This window comes from Sphingorhabdus sp. (assembly GCF_046154385.1).
Lineage (GTDB): Bacteria > Pseudomonadota > Alphaproteobacteria > Sphingomonadales > Sphingomonadaceae > Sphingorhabdus_B.
On sequence record NZ_JBJXFW010000012.1, the window covers coordinates 1 to 21,175 of the forward strand.

The 21,175-nt window shown below is 54.1% G+C and carries 22 protein-coding genes and 1 pseudogene; 14 read left to right on the plus strand and 9 right to left on the minus strand.

Annotated features, from left to right (window positions below; genetic code table 11):
- The 6 genes from ACKVOS_RS02920 to ACKVOS_RS02945 form a co-directional block, all read right to left on the minus strand.
- Positions 1–562, minus strand: a 562-nt coding sequence (locus ACKVOS_RS02920) for a urate hydroxylase PuuD (RefSeq protein ID WP_409210521.1), incomplete at its 3' end; no start/stop codon positions are given.
- 59 nt (positions 563–621) lie between these two features.
- Entirely contained in the window at positions 622–1,251 is a 630-nt protein-coding gene (locus ACKVOS_RS02925) for an inner membrane-spanning protein YciB (RefSeq protein WP_409210522.1), read from the minus strand.
- Positions 1,248–2,180 carry a signal recognition particle-docking protein FtsY gene (gene ftsY, locus ACKVOS_RS02930; protein WP_409210523.1) on the minus strand — a complete coding sequence of 311 codons (933 nt, stop codon included), beginning with the start codon at positions 2,178–2,180 and terminating at the stop codon, positions 1,248–1,250. Before ftsY ends, ACKVOS_RS02925 begins: the two co-directional genes overlap by 4 nt.
- Positions 2,177–3,430 (minus strand): tRNA (N(6)-L-threonylcarbamoyladenosine(37)-C(2))-methylthiotransferase MtaB, encoded by a 1,254-nt coding sequence (gene mtaB / locus ACKVOS_RS02935; RefSeq protein ID WP_409210524.1) that lies wholly within the window; start codon positions 3,428–3,430, stop codon positions 2,177–2,179. Before mtaB ends, ftsY begins: the two co-directional genes overlap by 4 nt.
- Positions 3,427–4,233 carry a diaminopimelate epimerase gene (dapF, locus tag ACKVOS_RS02940; protein ID WP_409210525.1) on the minus strand — a complete coding sequence of 269 codons (807 nt, stop codon included), beginning with the start codon at positions 4,231–4,233 and terminating at the stop codon, positions 3,427–3,429. Before dapF ends, mtaB begins: the two co-directional genes overlap by 4 nt.
- A 67-nt stretch (positions 4,234–4,300) precedes the next feature.
- Positions 4,301–5,956 carry a putative bifunctional diguanylate cyclase/phosphodiesterase gene (locus ACKVOS_RS02945; protein WP_409210526.1) on the minus strand — a complete coding sequence of 552 codons (1,656 nt, stop codon included), beginning with the start codon at positions 5,954–5,956 and terminating at the stop codon, positions 4,301–4,303.
- Between the two features lie 276 nt (positions 5,957–6,232).
- On the opposite strand from ACKVOS_RS02945, the gene ffh reads away from it, so the two are divergent.
- From ffh to rimM, 3 genes and pseudogenes are all read left to right on the plus strand, one after another.
- Positions 6,233–7,723: a signal recognition particle protein gene (gene ffh, locus ACKVOS_RS02950; RefSeq protein WP_409210527.1), complete on the plus strand. Its 1,491-nt coding sequence runs from the start codon at positions 6,233–6,235 to the stop codon at positions 7,721–7,723.
- Positions 7,724–7,769: 46 nt separating this feature from the next.
- Positions 7,770–8,231, plus strand: a pseudogene (gene rpsP, locus ACKVOS_RS02955) (30S ribosomal protein S16); the annotation flags it as partial.
- A gap of 150 nt (positions 8,232–8,381) precedes the next feature.
- Complete coding sequence (rimM, locus tag ACKVOS_RS02960) at positions 8,382–8,861, plus strand: ribosome maturation factor RimM (RefSeq protein WP_409210528.1); 480 nt, start codon at positions 8,382–8,384, stop codon at positions 8,859–8,861.
- Here the strand turns inward: rimM and ACKVOS_RS02965 are convergent.
- Positions 8,844–9,047, minus strand: a complete 204-nt coding sequence (locus tag ACKVOS_RS02965; protein WP_409210529.1) for a hypothetical protein — start codon at positions 9,045–9,047, stop codon at positions 8,844–8,846. The two genes, rimM and ACKVOS_RS02965, sit on opposite strands and share 18 nt — an antisense overlap.
- A 102-nt stretch (positions 9,048–9,149) precedes the next feature.
- Between ACKVOS_RS02965 and ACKVOS_RS02970 the strand changes: the two genes are divergently transcribed.
- The 9 genes from ACKVOS_RS02970 to ACKVOS_RS03010 all read left to right on the plus strand — a co-directional run bounded on the left by ACKVOS_RS02970 (position 9,150) and on the right by ACKVOS_RS03010 (position 16,805).
- A complete protein-coding gene (locus ACKVOS_RS02970) occupies positions 9,150–10,067 on the plus strand; it encodes a LysR substrate-binding domain-containing protein (protein WP_409210530.1) in 918 nt (305 codons plus the stop codon).
- On the plus strand, positions 10,064–10,804 hold the full coding sequence (trmD, locus tag ACKVOS_RS02975; protein ID WP_409210531.1) for a tRNA (guanosine(37)-N1)-methyltransferase TrmD: 741 nt from the start codon (positions 10,064–10,066) through the stop codon (positions 10,802–10,804). The genes ACKVOS_RS02970 and trmD overlap by 4 nt, the downstream gene beginning before the upstream one ends.
- A 7-nt stretch (positions 10,805–10,811) precedes the next feature.
- Entirely contained in the window at positions 10,812–11,219 is a 408-nt protein-coding gene (gene rplS, locus ACKVOS_RS02980) for a 50S ribosomal protein L19 (protein ID WP_409210532.1), read from the plus strand.
- A 174-nt stretch (positions 11,220–11,393) separates the two neighbouring features.
- Positions 11,394–12,419, plus strand: a complete 1,026-nt coding sequence (locus ACKVOS_RS02985; RefSeq protein WP_158898929.1) for an aspartate-semialdehyde dehydrogenase — start codon at positions 11,394–11,396, stop codon at positions 12,417–12,419.
- Positions 12,420–12,428: 9 nt separating this feature from the next.
- Entirely contained in the window at positions 12,429–13,079 is a 651-nt protein-coding gene (locus tag ACKVOS_RS02990; RefSeq protein WP_409210533.1) for a 2-hydroxychromene-2-carboxylate isomerase, read from the plus strand.
- Positions 13,076–13,834 carry an alpha/beta fold hydrolase gene (locus ACKVOS_RS02995; protein ID WP_409210534.1) on the plus strand — a complete coding sequence of 253 codons (759 nt, stop codon included), beginning with the start codon at positions 13,076–13,078 and terminating at the stop codon, positions 13,832–13,834. Before ACKVOS_RS02990 ends, ACKVOS_RS02995 begins: the two co-directional genes overlap by 4 nt.
- A complete protein-coding gene (locus ACKVOS_RS03000) occupies positions 13,828–14,391 on the plus strand; it encodes a GNAT family N-acetyltransferase (protein ID WP_409210535.1) in 564 nt (187 codons plus the stop codon). The genes ACKVOS_RS02995 and ACKVOS_RS03000 overlap by 7 nt, the downstream gene beginning before the upstream one ends.
- On the plus strand, positions 14,388–14,918 hold the full coding sequence (locus tag ACKVOS_RS03005) for a hypothetical protein (RefSeq protein WP_409210536.1): 531 nt from the start codon (positions 14,388–14,390) through the stop codon (positions 14,916–14,918). Before ACKVOS_RS03000 ends, ACKVOS_RS03005 begins: the two co-directional genes overlap by 4 nt.
- Positions 14,919–14,972: 54 nt before the next feature.
- A complete protein-coding gene (locus ACKVOS_RS03010; RefSeq protein ID WP_409210537.1) occupies positions 14,973–16,805 on the plus strand; it encodes a M2 family metallopeptidase in 1,833 nt (610 codons plus the stop codon).
- A gap of 26 nt (positions 16,806–16,831) precedes the next feature.
- On the opposite strand, the gene ACKVOS_RS03015 is transcribed toward ACKVOS_RS03010, so the two are convergent.
- Entirely contained in the window at positions 16,832–18,277 is a 1,446-nt protein-coding gene (locus ACKVOS_RS03015; protein ID WP_409210538.1) for an AMP nucleosidase, read from the minus strand.
- Between the two features lie 108 nt (positions 18,278–18,385).
- Positions 18,386–18,865 (minus strand): peroxiredoxin, encoded by a 480-nt coding sequence (locus tag ACKVOS_RS03020; protein WP_409210539.1) that lies wholly within the window; start codon positions 18,863–18,865, stop codon positions 18,386–18,388.
- 248 nt (positions 18,866–19,113) lie between these two features.
- On the opposite strand from ACKVOS_RS03020, the gene ACKVOS_RS03025 reads away from it, so the two are divergent.
- A complete protein-coding gene (locus tag ACKVOS_RS03025; RefSeq protein ID WP_409210540.1) occupies positions 19,114–19,602 on the plus strand; it encodes an S-adenosyl-L-homocysteine hydrolase in 489 nt (162 codons plus the stop codon).
- 98 nt (positions 19,603–19,700) lie between these two features.
- Positions 19,701–21,095, plus strand: coding sequence for an adenosylhomocysteinase (ahcY, locus tag ACKVOS_RS03030; protein WP_409210541.1), 1,395 nt, complete (start codon positions 19,701–19,703; stop codon positions 21,093–21,095).
- The last annotated feature ends 80 nt before the right edge of the window (positions 21,096–21,175 follow it).

A 21,175-nucleotide genomic window follows, 5' to 3' on the forward strand; every position in this document is an offset into this window, starting at 1 on the left:
CGCCATTCTGCTGCGCGACCATGCAGTAGAGCATCGGGATTGAGAGCATCGTGTTGAATCGGGAAGTCATCCCGGCCATCTTCGCGGCGGCTGCCTTTTCGGCAGCGTCGACCTGGACAATGCCAAGGGCCTTCTTCTGGTTAGGCCAGATGATGAACCAGACGTTGAACGCCATGATCACCGCCAGCCACATGCCGATACCGATCAGCTTGAACGGATCCTGCAGGGTGAATGCCTGATGTGCATAACCCGCAAGAACCGCAACGATGACGCCCGTCAGAACCGTCAACGCAGCGCCCCAACGGAAGAAAAACAAGGCGGAGGGTGCAATGTGCTTTGAAATACCGGGCTTCAATTCAGCAGGAATTTTTGGCATTGTCGGTATTTGCACGAAGTTGAAATAATAAAGCAGACCGATCCACACGATACCAAAAAATGTGTGCAGCCAACGTGTTACAGACTGTGCGGTCAACGCGTCCCCATCAACACCAAACATAACGGCCAAAGCCAATACCAGTCCCGCGACCAGCACCAGATGCAGATTTCCAAAAAATTTCGCCATTCAAAATCCCCTATGATTTACTTCTAATCTGTCGACAGCCTAGCCAAGCGCTGGCCTGGTTACAAGTCGGGCTTGTTATCTTCTTTTGTCTTTTCGCCCAGATTAAGCCCATGCCGTAACAGCATCGGGATATTTGCCATCGCGAACAGGAATGACAATGCGGGCAATCCGAATGTTTTTACGGTGATATATTGGTCGTTGCTCAACAGCGGAATGATAATTTCATTGAGCGCGGCAAGGCCCAGAAAAAACAGGCCCCAGCTAAGTGACAGTTTCAGCCAGCCCTCTTCACTCAATCCGTCATAGGCCTGCTCCAGAAGATATTTCAGCGCGGGTTTTGACCGCAGCCAACCGATCAGGATGATCGCCGCAAAGAGCAGATAGACTGCCGTTGCCTTGTGCTGGATGAAACCGAAATCGCGGAACCATAATGTCAAACCGCCGAAGCCGATGACGAACACTGCCGACATTTTCATCATCGGAGAAATATGTCCGGTTTTCCATTTGGACACGATCATCGCGACGACAATCGCTACCATGAAAGCTGCCGTACCTGCCAGCGGACCCTGCACAGGATCGGTATCGGAATGGCCGAAACGCGAGCCTAGAAAGAAGATCAGCAAAGGCCCGAAATCGAGCGCGAAACTGAGCAAGCCCGACGGCTTTTTTTTCGTTGGTTCAGACGTCATTGCGCACCGCCGCTAATCGCGCGGGCCAGATCCTGCGCGTTGAAGGGGCGCAGGTCGTCGATGGTTTCACCGACGCCGATGGCGTGGATGGGCAAGCCGAACTGCTTGGCCGCAGCAACCAAAATGCCGCCACGTGCGCTGCCATCCAATTTGGTCATGACGAGGCCGGTGACATTGGCGACTTCCTTGAAAATCTCGATTTGCGACAGGGCGTTTTGCCCGGTCGTGGCATCCAGAACCAGAACGACATCATGCGGCGCCTCAGGATTGAGGCGGCCCAGGACACGCCGGATTTTGGCGAGTTCCTCCATCAGCTCGCGCTTGTTCTGCAGCCGTCCTGCGGTGTCGACGATCAGGACATCGATACCTTCTGCGGTTGCGCGCTTTACCGCGTCGAACACGACCCCTGCGGCATCGCCGCCTTCGGGGCCGGTGACAATCGGTACGCCGATACGGTCCGCCCAGACCTTCAATTGTCCGATGGCCGCAGCGCGAAATGTATCGCCTGCGGCAAGCATGACGCCATAGTCCTGCTCCAGGAACAGATGGGCCAGCTTTGCTATCGTGGTCGTCTTGCCCGACCCATTCACACCGATCACAAGGATAACTTGGGGCCGTGGAAATGCATCGATGTCGAGCGGTTCTGCGACGGGTGCCAGAACGGCGGCAATCTCGTCTTCCACAATCTGTCTTATGCCTTCGGCATCAATACCTTTTTCAAAACGCCCGGCAGCAATTTTTTCCCGGATTTGCGCGGCCATCGCCGGTCCCAGATCCGATGCGATCAACGCATCTTCTATCTCGTCCAGATCCTCGGCATCCAGCTTCGCCTTCGTGACCAGACCGGTGATATTATCGGTCAGCTTGCTTGATGTTTTTTTGAGCCCGCCAAACAGCCGGTCCTTCCAACCTGCTTTCTCCTCGCTCATGCGATGACCATTGCGTGCAACATACCGTCCTTTGTCTCTATTATGCGGGCCGACACGATGCTGCCTTCGGGCATTGGCCTTTCGAGACCCACATAAGCAAAATTTTCGGCATGACCAGCACGACCACCTTTTTCGACCGCAATTTTCTGCACCGAACCGACCAATATGTCGAGCCATGCGCTGCGTTCGGTGGCGACCGCTTCGCGCAGCGCCTTGGCACGCGCCTTGATTTGGCCAGCCGGAACTTGCGGCATTTTCGCGGCAGGCGTTCCCAATTTGGGGGAGTAGGGGAAAATATGCCCATGCACGATCTGGCATTGGCGAACCAGATCAAGGCTGTTCTGGAACATCGCATCATCTTCGGTTGGAAATCCGGCAATGATGTCGGCACCAATGGCAATTTCAGGACGCAAGGCTTTCATCCGCGCAACCAAGTCGATGGCGGTTTCACGGCTATGCCGGCGCTTCATCCGCTTCAGGATCATATTGTCGCCTGCCTGCAGCGACAGATGCACATGCGGCATCACGCGCGGCTCACCCGTCAGCAGCGCAAACAGGCGCTCGTCAATTTCAACGCCATCGATGGAGGATAAGCGTAGCCGCTCCAGATCAGGAACAAGCTTCAAAATCCGCTCCACCAGCAAACCCAGATTGTCCTTCCCGGGTAAATCAGGGCCATAGCTGGTAACATCCACACCGGTCAGCACGACTTCTTTAAAGCCTTTGTCGACCAGCGTGCGGATATGCTCGACCACACTGCCCGCAGGAACCGAGCGGCTGTTGCCTCGGCCATAGGGTATGATGCAAAAGGTGCAGCGATGGTCGCAGCCATTTTGCACCTCGACAAAGGCGCGGGTTTTTCCCGAATAGGCGGTGACCAGATGCGGCGCGGTCTGCTGCAACGTCATAATGTCGGATACGACGACGGGACGGTCGGGGCTCTGCACGATCTGGTTGAGCAGAACGGTGTCCTGTTTTTCGGCATTTCCAAAAACAGCTGAAACTTCGGGCATATTGCGGAAGGTTTCAGGCTCCACCTGTGCCGCGCAACCAGTGACCATGATGCGGGCATCGGGGCGCCGTTTGCGCGCTTGCCGGATTGCTTGCCGGGTTTGGCGCACGGCTTCATTTGTCACCGCGCAGCTGTTGACGATGACGACATCATCCTGATCCGCCAACTGTTCGGCAAGCGCATTGCTTTCCGCCAGATTGAGGCGGCAACCCATGCTAATCACTTCAATCTGGCTCACCCGAAATCGTCCCAGTCGACTTCGCCCATGAAGACATATGTCGCTCCGCCAGTCATCTCGATCAGTCCGCCTGGTTCCCAGCCTATGGTCAAACTGCCTCCAGCCTGATTCACGGTGACAGGTGATGCGACCTTTCCTTGCCGGATGGCGGCGACCGCCGTGGCACAAGCACCGGTGCCGCAAGCCCGTGTTTCACCAACGCCGCGTTCCCAGACGCGCAAGAGCAGAGCCCCGTCCCGGACCGTCGCCACGTTCACATTTACGCGTTCGGGAAAGGCGGCATCATGCTCGATTTGCGGCCCCAGATGCGCCAAATCGATGGCGTCTACATCATCAACAAAAAAGATAGCATGAGGGTTTCCCACATTTACCGCCATGGGGCCAGCCAGTTCATCCCACGCAAGTGGCATAGCGGCGCTGTCCATCGCAAAAGCCAATGGAATATCCTGCCAATCAAACCGGGGCGGTGGCATTTGCAGGGTGATGCTGTTTTCGCCATATGCACCATCAATCATCCCGCCGGCAGTTTCGATGGTTGCATTCTTTCCAAGAAGGGAAACCACACACCGGGTGGCGTTGCCGCATGATTCAACTTCGCTTCCGTCTTGATTAAAAATCCGCATCCGGACGGTCGCAATGTCGGAAGGTTCGAGAAGGATCAACTGGTCACAACCAATCCCGGTTTTGCGATCTGCCAACGCCTTAGCCCGCGCTGGCGTCATAACCACAGGGGATGGACGGGCATCAATGATAATAAAATCATTGCCCAATCCGTGCATTTTGTGAAATTCGCCACGCGCCATGCCGCGCGATTTAGGGTGCGTGCGCGCCCGAGTCCAGAATTCATCCTCTTTACCCGCAGTGTTAGGGTCAGGAAGCCTTGCGTTCTGGCTGGTATGAATGCGGCAAAGATGGTGTTTCGGGCGGTCGGCGGCGTGCAGGCAACAAGTCTTTTTGGCTTAAAAGGTTGCGTGCCTGGTCAATATTCAGAGGTTGGCCAAAATACCATCCTTGGCCCTTTGTGCATCCCAAGGCTTTTAGCTTCGTCAGTATTTCTTCGTTTTCAATGCCTTCGGCTGTAATGGGAACGTCCAAACTTGCTCCAAGGCCCGCTATTGCGCTCACGATCGCCGCGCTTTCCGCATTGTCAAACATGGAGGAAACAAAACTGCGATCTATCTTTATGCGGTCGAAGGGCAGGGCACGCAAATGTGCCAGAGAGCTATAGCCCGTGCCAAAATCATCCAAGGCGATACGGATGCCCTGATTTTTGAGGCTTCCGACTATTGATTGTGCAAGCCCGAGGTTTTTGAAAAGCGAGCTTTCGGTGATCTCCACTTCGAGGCGGCTGGCAGGGAATCCTGTTTCCACAAGCAGCTTGACGATTTTCTGGGCCAGCCAGGGATCCTTCAACTGCACCGGCGATATATTGACCGATATTGTAAGCTTCGGATCCCAAAGATTGGCCTCGACCATTGCTTTGCGGATGACGCTTAACGACAGATCCCCAATCATCCCTGTTTCTTCGGCAATGGGAATAAAATCATCGGGAGAAATAAGTCCGCGGACCGGAGACACCCAGCGTGCCAGCATTTCAAAACCGACCAGTTCGCCCGTCACCAGATCAATCTGTTGTTCGAAATAGGGGACGAATTCGTCATTCGGGATTGCAGCCCGGATATCGCCTTCTAACGAGTTGCGGGAACGCAGCTCTGTTTCCATGCCGTTTTCAAACCAGCTGTAACAGTTGCGGCCATTTTTCTTGGCCGCATAGAGCGCGATATCCGCCCGGCGGATCAGCATATCGATTGAATCGCAATCCTGTTCTGGGCGGCTGATTCCCACAGACGCCGTCACCGTCTGCTCTGAGTCGGAAATCGTGACGGGGCGGGCAAGCGCATCAACGAGATCTTCTGCGATGCGGTCTACGGATTCGGGATATTCGGGTTCAAAAACGACACAGATTCCGAATTCATCACCGCCAAGCCTTGCGATAACGCTACTTGGGGGGATGATATCGCGCATTCTGTCGGCAACTTCACGCAACAAAAAGTCGCCGGAATCATGACCGTACAAATCATTGATCTTTTTGAACCCGTCCAGATCGACCATCATGAACGCAATAGATTTGCCCCGACGAGAGGCGCGGGCACTTAATTCTGTTGTCTTTTCTTTAACGGCTCGGCGATTGAAAAGATTGGTCAGCGGATCAGTCATAGCCAGATGCTGCGCGCGGACTTCGGCTTTCCGATATACGTCAATTTCGTCGCTTAACACACTTGTGCGCCGCCAAATCAGTAAAATCAGGGCGATGTTCAAAAGTAAAGCGGTCACCATCACCTGATCGGCGCCGGGGCTGTTACCTATAAACGTCCGTACCGTTTGCGCGCCAACATGTCCGCCGATAGCCACAAACATAGTTATCGATGCGAACATCACGATGCCATAGACAATGCGGCTGCCTGTCTTGACATGAGTCAAGATTGCTGGCGTGCCGTTCGCAGAGTCCGCTGGCTGTAGTTCCATAGAATTCAATGTTCCAATCGACCACGTTATTTCACTGAAAAAGGTCAAGATTTGATTAAATTCCGTTCAGTATGAAGCTGAAAACAGGCCAGTGGGCGCAATAGATCAAAGAATCTTGCTTTTGGTATGCGATGCGACTAAGGGCGCATGACGCGGGTGAAAGCTTGCGTTTGAAATTATGGAAAATCAATCTTTTCCAGGCTGGTCGGCGATGTTTCGCTCACCGGCTTTTTGTTCGTTTATGCCCGGAAGCGGGCGTTTTGGTAAGGAAGACGCATGTTTGACAAGCTGAGCGACCGGTTAGGAGGGGTGTTTGACCGCCTGCGTGGTCGCGGTGCGTTGAACGAAGCCGATGTCCGTGAAGCTATGCGCGAAGTGCGCGTCGCTTTGCTCGAAGCCGACGTTGCCCTGCCAGTTGTCCGCGAATTTGTCGACAAGGTAACCGAAAAAGCCGTGGGCCAGTCGGTCCTGAAATCGGTCACTCCCGGACAGCAGGTCGTCAAGATCGTCAACGACGCCCTTGTCGAAATGCTGGGTGCGGAGCAGAGCGACCTGAATTTGGCGGTTGCGCCGCCGGCGATCATCATGATGGTCGGTCTGCAAGGCTCGGGTAAAACCACCACGACCGCGAAAATCGCGAAGATGCTGAAGGCGAAGCAGGGCAAAAAGGTCCTGATGGCGTCCCTCGACGTCAACCGCCCTGCCGCGCAGGAACAGCTTGCAACGCTGGGAACGCAGACCGACGTCGCGACCTTGCCCATCATGCAAGGGCAGCAGCCTGTCGACATCGCCAAGCGCGCGATGCAGGCCGCAAAGCTGCAGGGCTTTGATGTGCTGTTGCTCGATACGGCTGGACGCCTCAATGTCGACCAGCAGCTGATGGACGAAATGCAGGCGGTCGCAAAGGTTTCGACGCCGCAGGAAATACTGCTCGTGGTGGACTCGTTAACGGGTCAAGATGCTGTCAATGTCGCCAAGAATTTCGGCGAACGTGTCGATCTGACCGGTATCGTGCTGACCCGTATGGACGGCGATGCGCGCGGCGGTGCGGCGCTTTCGATGCGCGCGATTACCGGCAAGCCGATCAAATTCGCCGGTGTGGGCGAAAAGCTGGATGCGCTTGAGGCGTTTAATCCTGAACGTGTGGCCGGCCGCATCCTTGGCATGGGTGATGTGGTCGGGCTGGTCGAGCGTGCGGCGGAAATCGTCGACAAGGACGAAGCCGACAAGCTCGCCGCGAAGATGGCCAAGGGTCAGTTCGATATGGACGACCTGCGAACCCAGTTTCGCCAGATGACCAAGATGGGCGGTCTGGGCGCGCTGGCGGGGATGATGCCGGGCATGAAAAAAGCCAAGGCGGCCATGGACGCCAGCGGCATGAACGACAAATTGTTGATCCATATGGACGCGATCATCGGCTCCATGACGCCAAAAGAGCGGGCGAAGCCGGAATTGTTGAATGCCAAGCGGAAAATCCGCATTGCCAAGGGCTCCGGCATGACGGTGCAAGATGTGAACAAGCTGATCAAAATGCACCAGGAAATGGCGACTGCCATGAAGCGCATCCGCAAAATGGGTGGCCTCAAGGGCTTGGCCGCGATGTTTGGCGGCGGCAAAGGTGGCGCAGATCTGGGCGGTGCAATGGAGGGCATGCACGGCCTGCCTCCCGGCGCGATGCCGCCGGGAATGGGAGGGTTGCCCGGAATGGGTGGCGGTGCCGGCGGACTGCCGCCTGACCTCGCACGACTTTTGAATAAAAAGAAATAACGTTTTAATTTTATGTATTTTAATACCAGAAAGGTGAGTTAGTTTTATGGCATTATCCATGCGTTTGTCACGCGGCGGTTCCAAGAAGCGTCCTTATTACAAAATCGTCGTAGCCGACGCCCGCGCACCGCGTGATGGCAAGTTCATTGAACGTATCGGCAGCTACAACCCGCAACTGCCCAAGGATAGTGCCGAGCGCATGATCCTTGATACGGAACGCGCGAAGCATTGGCTCGCCGCTGGCGCGCAGCCTTCGGACCGCGTTGCCCGTTTCCTCGACCTCGCAGGTGTCAAGGAACGCAAAGTCAAGAGCAACCCTAATAAGGGTGAGCCAGGCCAGAAAGCCAAGGATCGCGCAGAAGACAAGGCAACCAAGCTGGCTGAAGCCGAAGAAGCCGCAGCTGCGGCGGCCGCTGCGCCTGCACCTGAGCCAGAGCCCGAAGTTGTTGAAGAAGTAGTCGCCGAAGAAGCTGCGCCTGAAGCGGCTGCAGAGGAAGCGCCTGTGGCAGAAGAAGCGGCCCCTGTTGAAGCAGCCGCTGAAGAAGCTCCTGCTGCAGAGGAAGCTGCACCTGAAGCGGTTGCTGAAGAAGCGCCCGCTGCCGAAGAAGCTGCGCCTGCCGCTGAAGAAGTTACCGAAGAAAAGGCCGAGGGCTAAGCCTTGGCCGATAACACCGTCACGCTGGCCGCCATTTCAGGCGCGCATGGCGTGACGGGTGAAGTCCGTCTCAAGCTGTTTGCAGAAAATCTGGACAGCTTGAAACGGTACAAAAGTTTCAATGACGGCTCGCTGACGGTCAAGTCGTTGCGGCCTACCAAAGACGGTGCAATAGCCCGCTTTGCCGAAATCAACGACCGAAATACCGCCGAGAAGCTGCGTAGCACAGTGCTAACCGTGCCGCGTGAGGCTTTGCCTGAACTTGCCGAGGGCGAGTATTATTACAGCGACCTGCTAGGTCTGCCCTGCGTGTCCACGGACGGTACCGACCTTGGCAAGTGCATCGCCGTCGAAAATTTCGGGGCAAGTGATGTGCTTGAAATTCAACACCCCGACGGTAAGAAGTTCATGGTTCCAATGACCAAAGACGCCGTGCCTGAATGGGGTAGCCGAATTGTCATCGAATCAGCTTTCGTTATTTAGTGCACCACCAACCTGATTGTGGTCACATACCATTGATTTTTCCGACATTGTGAACTTCGGACTTTTGGCCTTAGGCAGCCGGTTGCGCCGCACTAAAGCGCGTGCGCGAAGAACAATTTTGTCCAAATCGGCGCTGAGTTGATTGTGGCCATCATTCCAGGCCCTGATCCAATGCTCTTCCATCATGTCCATTCTCCGATAACACTGGCTTATTCAAATACGCATTGGATATCAGCTTATCCAACAAAACTATTGCGCCAAACCATAAGCGCAGCTTATAGATTGACGATGTCAAGGCTGCCTCCCCTTTCAGCGGTTCGTGCGTTCGAAGCAGCCGCTCGTCTGCAGAATTTTACCCGTGCCGCCGACGAACTCGGCATGTCGCAGGCAGCGATAAGCTACCAGATCCGCCAATTGGAAGATCGCGTCGGCCAAAGGCTTTTTGTTCGCGAACGGGGGCGAGTTCGGTTATCCGATCTTGGGCAGCGCTTGCTTCCACCCATTAGCGATGCTTTCGCTTCAATGGAGGTTGCTTTTTCCGCAATTGAAACTGATGCATCAGATGTTTTGAGTATCAACGCGGCCACGTCATTTGGTGGCACTTGGCTCAGTTCACGGATCGGTCGATTCCAGATGCGTTACCCTGACATTGCGGTCAGAATTGCCATAACGAATGACGTGGTCGATTTTGACAAGTCAAATGTTGACGTAGCCCTCCGCGTCGGAACTGGAAATTGGTCGGGACTTCGCAGTGAATTTCTGTTCCGAAGTCACGTTACACCGGTCTGCGCCCCAGCATTTATGGAGACACATAAAATCACCGAGCCATTAGACCTTCTTGGCGTCGAACGACTTGCCCCGAATGATAATTGGTGGGCAGGCTGGTTCGCGGCTGCTGGAATAGATGCGCCACCCGCGCCTCGGCAAGGTATCGAACTCGATAGTCAGTTGCAGGAGGCGAACGCCGTGTTGAGCGGATATGGCATAGCATTACTGACACCTTTTTTCTGGCGGACAGAGCTGGCAAGCGGGCAGCTGGTTCAACCTTTTGATACGCTCTACAAAGTGGGGCTAGCCACATGGCTTGTAACCCGAGACGGACGACAAGGCGTTCGCAAAATCGAACGCTTTCGGGAATGGATATATGAGGAACTGGAGGCCGACCGGCACTTTCTTCCGGTCGAACTATGGGAACCGCTGCCATGACCTTCCAAACGCAAATCCTCACCCTCTACCCGGATATGTTCCCCGGTCCGCTTGGCATTTCGCTGGCGGGACGAGCCATGGAGGAGGGAAAGTGGGCTTGCTTGCCCATTCACATACGCGACTTCGCGACCGACAAGCACCGTACAGTGGACGACACCCCTGCTGGCGGTGGGGCAGGGATGGTTTTGCGGGCGGATATTCTCTCGGCGGCGGTTGAGCATGCCAAAGCAGCACAACCCACCGCTCCCATCCTTGCCATGACCCCGCGCGGCGCACCCATCACCCAGGCCCGCATCCGCGAACTCGCCGTTGGCCCCGGGGTCACCATAATCTGCGGGCGTTTCGAGGGCTTTGACGAACGCCTTTTTGATGCCCACCTTGAAATCGAACAGGTCAGCATGGGCGATATCGTCCTGTCCGGCGGAGAAATTGGCGCTTTGATGCTGTTAGACGCTTGCATTCGGCTGCTTCCCGGCGTAATGGGCGCCACTTCCAGCGGTGACGAGGAGTCCTTTGAACAAGGATTGCTTGAATATCCGCATTATACCCGACCCAATGATTGGGAAGGGCGGATGATCCCTGAAGTGTTGCGATCGGGGGATCATGCGAAAATCGCTGCCTGGCGGAAACAAAGGGCGGAGGATGACACCCGGTTACGCAGACCGGACCTTTGGGGGCGTTACAAGGACGCCCGGGTTCGGCCTGCCTCTGACGTGCAACAGAAGAATAAGGATTAAATGGGGCATGAACCTCATCCAGACACTCGAAGCCGAAGCCATTGCGGCACTGGCAGAAAACAAGACAATCCCGGCCTTCCGCGCCGGTGACACCGTTAAGGTGGGCGTGAAGGTTATCGAAGGTGACCGCACGCGTATCCAGAATTACGAAGGCGTGTGCATCGCGCGTTCGAACAAGGGAATGGGCTCCAACTTCACCGTGCGCAAAATGTCGTTCGGCGAAGGCGTTGAACGCGTGTTCCCTTTGTATAGCCCGAATATCGACAGCATCGAAGTCGTTCGTCGCGGTGTCGTGCGTCGTGCGAAACTCTATTATCTGCGTGGTTTGACCGGTAAGAAGGCGCGTATCGCCGAACGTCGCGACCCCAGAACCACAAACAAGGGCCCAATTATGACCACCGAGGCTGCTGAATAAGCAGGAGCTCGCTGACGTTCTTAATCCGAACATGAAAGGCCGGGCTCCCACAAAGAGCCCGGCCTTTTTCTTTGTCGCTAAAGCGGCATCCACACCCGTCACCCTGAACTTGTTTCAGGGTCTTAATTAAGATGCTGAAACAAGTTCAGCATGACGCAATTGAGGGAAGCATTTATGGGTTATCGTATCGTAGTTGCGGGCGCGACGGGAAATGTTGGCCGTGAAGTCGTCAACATCCTTGCCGAGCGCGAATTCCCCGCGGACGAAGTAGCCGTACTGGCATCGTCACGCAGCCAAGGTATCGAAATCGAATATGGCGACACCGGCAAAATGCTGAAGGTCCAGAATATCGAGAATTTCGACTGGGCCGGATGGGACATGGCGATTTTCGCGATTGGCTCTGACGCAACCAAGAAATTCGCGCCCATTGCGGCTGCGGCTGGGTGCGTTGTCATCGACAACAGCTCGCTTCACCGGATGGACCCGGACATTCCCTTGATCGTTCCGGAAGTGAATCCGGATGCGATTGACGGTTACAAGCGCAAGAATATCATCGCCAACCCCAATTGCTCGACCGCGCAGCTTGTGGTCGCGCTGAAGCCTTTGCACGATTATGCGAACATCACTCGCGTGGTGGTATCAACCTATCAGTCGGTGTCCGGTGCAGGCAAGGAAGGCATGGACGAACTGTTTGAACAGAGCCGCAATATCTTTGTCGGCGACAGCGCCGAGCCGAAGAAATTCACCAAGCAGATCGCGTTCAACGTCATTCCGCACATCGATAGCTTTCTGGAAGACGGCTATACCAAGGAAGAATGGAAGATGATGGTCGAGGTCAAGAAGATCCTCGATCCGAAGATCAAGCTGACTGCCACCTGCGTCCGTGTGCCTGTCTTTGTTGGCCATAGCGAAGCTGTGAACATCGAATATGATCGTGAAATGTCGGCGGCCAAGGCAAAGTCGATCCTGCGGGAAGCACCCGGCATCATGCTGGTTGATAAGCAAGAAGACGGCGGCTATGCGACGCCGATAGAGGCGGCTGGCGACGATGCAACCTATATCAGCCGCGTTCGTGAAGACCCCACCGTCGATAACGGACTTGCCTTCTGGTGCGTGTCCGATAACCTTCGCAAGGGGGCGGCATTGAATGCCGTGCAGATCGCTGAACTGTTGGGACGGCGGCATTTGAAGAAGGGGTAAACAGGTGCAATGACCCAAACGGCAGATATCTTTTGGTCCTTTCGCAGCCCGTATAGCTATCTCGCGACGCGGCGTTATCGTGTCTTGACCGAGGAATATGACCTGAACGTCAACCTGCGTCCTGTCTATCCGCTGGCAATACGCGAGCCGTCCTTTTTTGAGCGCAGCCATCCCAACTGGTTGCGCTACACGTTCACCGATATGTTCCGCGTCGCGCAGTTTCACGACATTCCTTTTGGCCCACCGCGCCCCGATCCCATCGTCCAGAATGTCATCACGCGCGAAATCTCCGCCGAGCAGCCTTATATTTTCCGTCTTACGCGGCTGGGTCAAGCGGCGGCGCGGCGCGGGCAAAGTCTCGCCTTTTGCGACGAGGTCTCGCAGTTGATCTGGGGCGGCGCAGAGAACTGGCACGAAGGAGACCATCTTGCGGGTGCCGCAACGCGCGCCGGACTGGATCTTGCGGAACTGGATGCGGAGGCCGCAAGCGATGCCGAAGCGCTAGACGCAGAAATTGCCGCCAACCAAAGCGCGCTCGAAGCCGCGGGTCATTGGGGTGTTCCGACATTGGTGTTCGATGGCGAGCCCTTTTTCGGTCAGGACCGTATCGAAATGGCGGTCTGGCGAATGGAGCAAAAGGGTTTGACCAAGCGGTCATGACAACCACTCATTTTTTCAAGACAACCGAAGAGGTACAAATCGCCTGGAAGGAAATCGGCACGGGTCGTCCGATCATCCTGATCCACGGGTATTTTTCCGAAGCAGAAACAAACTGGATCAAATATGGGCATGCGGCAAAGCTTGCTGGCGCTGGATACCGCGTCATCATGCCCGACCTGCGCGCCCATGGGCACAGCGGAAAGCCGCACGCTGCGGCTCTTTACCCCAGGGACATTTTGGCTGATGACCAATTTGCCCTGCTCGAGCATCTGGGTATCACGGATTACGATTTGGGCGGCTATTCGCTTGGCGGACGGACGGTCGCGCGGATGCTGGCGCGCGGTGCGAAGCCGGGGCGGGCGATTATTTCGGGCATGGGGCTTGAAGGACTGACAAAAACTGGCAATCGTAGTGGCCATTTCAAGCATGTTCTGGACAATCTGGGCCAGCATGAACGTGGCTCTGCGGCTTATATGGCCGAAGCCTTTTTGAAGACTACGGGCGGTGATCCATTGGCGTTGCGCCATATATTGGATACATTTGTCGACACCGACGAAGCGCTATTGCGGGTATTTGACTTGCCAGTGGCCGTCATTTGCGGAGTTGAGGACCAGGAAAATGGTTCCGCCGCCGACCTCGCGAAACTTCTCCCGCACGGAAAGCTGTTCGAGATACCTGGCAATCATATGAGCGCGGTCGTTAAACCCGAGCTCGGGGACGCGATCTTGGCTGCCTTGACGCGGGCCGCATGGTGAACCTAACTCCATTTGACATTCAGCCGGCACTTGTCGGTGAAAAAGTCGAATTGCGTCCGCTTGCCCATGCGGATTTTGAGGCGTTGTACGCGGTGGCGTCAGATCCCGACATCTGGGCCATGCACCCATATCCCGATCGATATAAGCGCGAAATCTTTGAAGGATTTTTCGAAGAAGCGATGGCATCGAAAGGGGCTTTTGCCATTTTCGACCGCGCAACCAATGTCGTCATCGGTAGCAGCCGCTTTGCCAATTATGATGCGCAAGCAGAGGAAATCGAAATAGGCTGGACGTTCTTTGCCTGCTCCCACTGGCGCGGCGGATTTAATCGTGAAACCAAAGCCCTGATGCTCAGGCATATTTTTTCGCATGTGAAAACAGTGGTGTTCCAAATCGGCGCGCATAATCTGCGTTCGCGCACTGCCGTGGAACGACTTGGCGGAAGGTTTGTGCGTGGCTATGCGCGCGTTTATCAGGGGCACAGCCAAGACTATGTAATGTTTCATCTGACGGCAGAAGATGCACGGGCAGGGGCTTTGGCATTGGAGGATATATGATGCGGGAAAGCAAACTGGAACGGCGTTTCTGGCGTTTCTGGCTGGGTGGATTGCTGATTCTGGCGGTGATGATCGCCATGAATCCCTGGTTTACCAATGCGGTTTCTCCCTGGGGCATCAGGGATCATCAATCTGCCGGCAATGCGCTTCGTGTCGATGCCATACAAGCCGCATGGCAAGCGGCAGGTGTTTTGAATTTGGCCCGCTTCGGCATCGCGCTCGACCTTGTCTATATCGGAATCTATTCTTTTGGCGCTTATTGCGGGGGACGGTTATTTGCCCAGTCCAATTGGCGTCCGCTTCGGCGACTTGGTTGGGTTATCGTTACCGCAGCGGTTTTGGTCGGGATCGCCGATTATGTCGAAACAATATGCCAATTTGTGCAAGCTATATCCTACAAAGGCGACGATATGCTCGCGGCTATGGCTGCTACAGCACAGCCGATAAAGTCGACTGCCTTTCTCGTGACTTTCTTTGGTCTGCTAGTCGCGTTATTCCTTCGACGAAGGACAATGCGCGCTGCTTGACGGAAGGGTAATAAAGTTCCAACATTCCGTCATATTGTTTGCTGGGAACTCCGTATGAAAAACCTCGTTTCACTTGCTGCGCTTGCGGCAGCCATGTTTTCAATTCCAACTGTCGCGTTCGCTGACGATGCTGTAACTGGGAGGGCCGTGCCAACTTTGGCTGAAGCCGAGGCCTTTCTGGCAGGCGCCGAAAAAGACCTGTTTGAGTTTTCGGTCGAAGGTAGCCGCGTTGCCTGGATCAATAGCACCTATATTACCGATGATACTGACGCGTTGGCTGCGAAATATGGAGAAATCGGAACCGAGAAATCGGTGAAATATGCACTTGAGGCCGCCAAATATGAGAATGTCGCCGGATTGTCGGCAATAGCCAAGCGTAAACTGGATATCCTTCGCGGTGGCTTGGTTCTGCCTGCGCCGACGATGCCGGGCGCAGCAAAAGAGCTCTCCGAAATCGCAACAAAGCTCAATTCCGCTTATGGAAAAGGCAAAGGAACTTTGAAAGGCCAACCGATCAACGGATCGGATATCGAGGCCGAAATGGGTACCAACCGCAATCCCGAAGAATTGAAAGAAATGTGGGTCAGTTGGCACGACAATGTCGGCGCACCGATGAAGGATGACTATGCCCGCATGGCCGAGATTGCCAACAAGGGAGCAAATGAGCTGGGTTTTGCTGATCTCGGTGCGATGTGGCGCTCTGGCTATGATATGCCCGCTGATGATTTTGCCAAGCTGACAGACAAGCTGTGGTTAGAAGTGAAGCCGCTTTACGACGAACTTCACACATATGTCAGGACGCAGTTAAACAAGAAATATGGCGAATCTGTGCAAAGCAAAACCGGGCCAATCCGGGCTGATTTGCTCGGCAATATGTGGGCGCAAGAATGGGGTGACATTTATGATATTGTCGCTCCAGCCGGGTCGGGTGATATCGGTTATGATATCGGCGATCTGCTCAAGGCCAAGAAAATCGATGAAGTTGGCATGGTCAAGATTGGCGAAGGTTTTTTCTCGTCGCTCGGTTTTGCGCCGCTGCCGGAAAGCTTCTATGCGCGGTCACAATTCCTGAAACCCGCTGACCGCGAAGTGGTCTGCCACGCATCGGCTTGGGATATCGATAATGTCGATGATCTGCGGATCAAAATGTGCATTAAAATCAATACGAATGACTTTGTGACCGTCCACCATGAACTAGGTCATAATTATTATCAGCGTGCTTATAACAAACAGAGCTATTTGCATCTGAACGGTGCCAATGACGGTTTCCATGAAGCCATAGGCGATGCGATCGCGCTTTCGATTACGCCCGATTACCTCGTCCAGATTGGCTTGCTGGATGCTGCAAAGGTCCCAGACGCAGATAAGGATAACGGATTGTTCTTGCGTCAGGCAATGGACAAGGTTGCGTTCCTGCCGTTCAGTGTAATCGTCGATAAATGGCGTTGGGGTGTGTTTGCAGGGGACATAAAACCTGTAGATTACAACACAGCCTGGACAAAATTGCGTACTCAATATCAAGGTATAATGCCACCTGTTGAACGCCCCTCAAATGGCTTTGATGCAGGGGCAAAATATCATGTTCCTGGAAACACACCTTACACCCGCTATTTTCTAGCGCGGATTTTGCAATTTCAATTCTACAAAGCCGCGTGTGATACGGCAGGGTGGAAAGGCCCGCTGCATCGCTGCTCATTTTATGGCAACAAAGAAGTTGGGGCCCGGTTGAATGCGATGCTCGAATTGGGAGCGTCTAAACCTTGGCCAGATGCTTTGGAAGCATTCACGGGCAGTCGCGAAATGTCGGGTAAAGCAATGATTGAATATTTTGCACCGCTGATGAAATGGCTGAAGGCCCAAAATAAGGGCGCGAAAAAGGGGTGGTGACGGCCACCCCAGCACTGCCTTGGAAATTAGCGGAATGGCGGTTCGTTAAAGGCGCGAAGCTTCCGGCTGTGCAGGCTGTTCCCCGCATCGCGCAAAAGCTCGCACGTTTGGATACCAATCTGTAAATGCGCGGCTATCGCTTCTTCGTAAAAGCGATTGGCTTGGCCGGGTAGTTTGATTTCACCATGCAAAGGTTTGTCCGATACGCATAGCAATGTGCCATAAGGAACGCGGAACCGGTAACCCTGCGCTGCTATTGTTGCCGATTCCATATCAATGGCGATTGCACGACTTTGCGAAAAACGCAGTGCCGAAGCTGAATAGCGCAATTCCCAGTTGCGGTCATCGGTGGTCACAACCGTACCTGTACGCATCCGCCGCTTCAGGTTCGCGCCGCTTGTGCCCGAAACACGTTCCGCCGCGGCCGCAAGTGCCTGCTGCACCTCGGCAATTGGCGGAATCGGAATTTCGGGCGGAAGGACTTCGTCAAGAATATGGTCATCACGCAAATATGCGTGCGCCAGAACATAATCCCCGATCCGCTGCGTCTCGCGCAAGCCGCCACAATGGCCGATCATCAGCCATGCCTCAGGCCTCATAACAGCCAAATGGTCGCAAATGGTCTTGGCGTTTGACGGCCCAACACCGATGTTCACCAAAGTAACGCCAGTCCGGTCTGGAGCCATCAAATGATAGGCGGGCATCTGGTGGCGTCGCCATGTGCTGTCGGCGACCAATTGCGCGGCGTTGTCGGTTGGCTGATCGACAAACAATCCACCTGCACCTGACAAAGCCGTATAACGACCGTTGCCAACTTGCGTGCAGGCCCAGCTTACAAATTCATCAACGTAACGATGATAGTTTGTAAACAGGATGTAATTTTGGACATGCTCGGCAGGGGCGCCGGTATAATGGCGCAGCCGTGCCAGCGAGAAATCAGTCCGGAGCGCATCGAATAACGCAAGCGGCGAATTGTCATTGCCCTTTATCCGAAGCAAACCGTCAGCAATTTCATCACCAATATCCGCAAGCTCGGTTGTCGGAAAATGTCGCGCCAACTCGCTGGGGCTGGTGGATCCCAATTCAAGGTCGGCCGAACCATCTAGAACATAAGGGAACGGAATTTCCTGACCGCTACGGCCAACAGAAATTTCCACTTCATATTGCTCTGTTAGCAGGTCGAGCTGTTCACCTACATAGTCGGCAAACATTTCAGGCTTAGTAAAGCTGGTCCGATAGGTTCCAACTTTCTCCAATTTGCCAAAAGCAAGGTTCGAGACCGTTTCCCGTTCTTTGCCGCCATATTTGATAATCAATTCCGGATAGCAGAAATCGCGCGCGCGACGTTCATTCTCGGTCGGAGCGGTTCCATCCTTAAGATAACGCGAAAGAGCCGTTTGAAGGCGTTTTACCGAAGCTTCATATTCGGAAACAAGTTGACTTATAATGTCAGTAGATTCTGTGCTGGGCATATGTATCTGTCGACGATCTTTGGCAATTTCGCAACAAAAAAGGGAGGGTTACCCCTCCCTAGATCGCTTAAGCCCGAAGGCTTTTAGAATTGCTCTATATGCCGGAAATCACAGTTGACCGAGCATATGATCGGCGGAACTCACGTTGAAATCGCCGGGCGCTTCGACATTTACCTGTTCAACCACACCGTCATTGACGACCAGTGAGAAACGCTGGCCGCGCTTGCCCATTCCAAAAGCCGTGCCGTCCATTTCAAGGCCCAAGGCCGCTGCAAAATCTCCGTTTCCATCGGCCAACATGGTGATCGCATCGGAGCCCCCGGCCTTGTTCCATGCGCCCAACACAAACGCATCATTCACCGCGGTGCACGCAATTTCATCGATTCCCTTAGCCGCAAGCTCCTCCGCCTTTTCAACGAAGCCGGGCAAGTGCCGTGCCGAACAGGTTGGCGTGAATGCGCCAGGGACCGAGAATAATGCAACCCGCCGCCCAGCAAAAAAATTGGCAGACTGAACTGGCTGTGGACCTTCTGCAGTAGCCTTGACCAGCTTTACGTCAGGAATTTTGTCTCCAACTGATATGCTCATAACTCTATCCTTTCAAAAGGGGGGTGTTTGTAATCGTAATCCGGGACGACTGGCACCGAGTCAAGTCGGGTCTTTGGTGTAGTGCCCTTCAGTTCCGGCAAATTAAACGCAAGTCCAGTATCTGCAAAACATAAGATGCGGCAGTTTCAATCATATGTAAGATTAATTCGCCTTAACCACACCCGTTGAAAAATCAGTAATCAGAATTGTCAATTATTCCCAAGTGAAACAAGCAAGGGGTAGGGCAGATGTTGAAATCGAAAAAAAGTGCAATCATGATCGCAGTTGGTATCGCATTATGTTCCCAGCCTGCTCAAGCGTGCTGGACAAATGCGGCTCAGGATGCCGCAAAAATCAAACATTTGAATACGATGTTGATGGTCACGGCACTGCGTTGCCGGAATACACCTGATAACTTTCTGCCGCATTATAACCGCTTCGTCGTCAAACATAACAGCCTGATCGGATCGCAAAATACAGCCTTGAAGGGGCATTTGGCGCAGACTTATGGGGCAAGAGGGGCAGAAGGCGCACTCGACAGGATGTCGATTGGTTACGCCAACAGCTATGGCAACGGTCATAAAAGCATGGATTGCAAACAGTTGAAGGATTTGGCTACGAAATTGTCGTCCGAGCCACATGGCGTTGTGACCATGGCTGCTGCGGCCGATAGTTTTGTGGTCGGTCAATCTTGGGCGGGACCTGCATGTCCAACACGCATCGCCAAGCGACCATGATTGCAGATGTATTCATATAAAGTAATCTTTATATTTGATTTCGCAGACGGCCGAGGCTAAGGGCAGGACAATTCTAAACCCTCCCGGAGTACAAGCCTGTGGCTTTCAACGATTATGTCATTGCCAATATTGGTGAGGCCGATTTTGGCCGTAAAGAAATCAACATTGCCGAAACCGAAATGCCCGGCCTGATGGCCCTGCGCGAGGAATTCGGCGCAACTCAGCCTTTGAAGGGGGCACGGATCGTCGGTTCTCTGCACATGACCATTCAAACGGCGGTGTTGATCGAAACACTGGTGGCTTTGGGTGCGGATGTCCGTTGGGCAACATGCAATATCTTTTCTACGCAGGATCATGCTGCTGCCGCTATTGCCGCGCGTGAGATCCCCGTTTTCGCGATCAAAGGTGAGAGCCTTTCCGATTACTGGGACTATGTCGGCCGCATTTTCGATTGGGGCGATGACACCACTGCTAACATTATTCTGGATGATGGCGGTGATGCCACCATGTTTGCACTTTGGGGTGCAAGGTTGGAGCGCGGCGAAAGCTTTAGCGAGCCAGAAAATGAGGAAGAAGTCGAATTCCAGCGGGCGCTTAAGGCATTTGTTGCAGCAAAGCCTGGCTATCTGACCGAAACTGTCCGCAATCTGAAGGGCGTTTCAGAAGAAACCACTACGGGTGTTCATCGGCTTTATGAAATAGCCAAAAAAGGTGAACTGCCTTTCCCTGCGATCAACGTCAACGACAGCGTGACCAAGTCGAAGTTTGATAATTTATATGGTTGCAAGGAATCGCTGGTCGACGCCATCCGCCGTGCTACCGATGTCATGTTGGCCGGTAAGGTCGCCTGTGTCGCCGGTTTTGGTGACGTGGGTAAAGGCTCTGCCCAATCGCTGCGTAATGGTGGTGCGCGCGTGATGGTAACAGAAGTCGATCCGATTTGCGCGTTACAGGCGGCAATGGAAGGATTTGAAGTTGTCACCATGGAAGAGGCGGTGACCCGGGCGGATATTTTCTGTACGGCGACTGGCAATGCGGACGTCATCACCGCGGAGCATATGATGAACATGAAGCCAATGAGCATTGTGTGCAACATTGGCCATTTCGACAGTGAAATCCAGATTTCGGCCTTGTCCAATTACAACTGGACCGAAGTCAAGCCGGGCACTGACCTCGTCGAATTCCCCGATGGAAAGCAAATAATTGTGTTGGCCAAGGGACGGCTGGTGAACCTTGGCTGTGCAACGGGGCACCCCAGTTTTGTGATGTCGTCAAGCTTTACCAATCAGGTACTGGCGCAGATTGAACTGTGGACGAACGGTGCCAATTATAAAAACGAAGTCTATGTGCTTCCAAAGCATCTGGATGAAAAGGTGGCTATGCTCCATCTCGAAAAGCTGGGCGTCAAGCTCTCCAAGCTTACGCAAAAGCAGGCCAACTATATAGGTGTGTCGACCGAAGGGCCGTTTAAGCCGGACCACTATCGTTATTGATTACACGCAGACTTTTGACTTCAAAAAGACCCGCTGCGGATACGTAGCGGGTTTTTTGTTGCGCCGCGCACCCTTTCAGG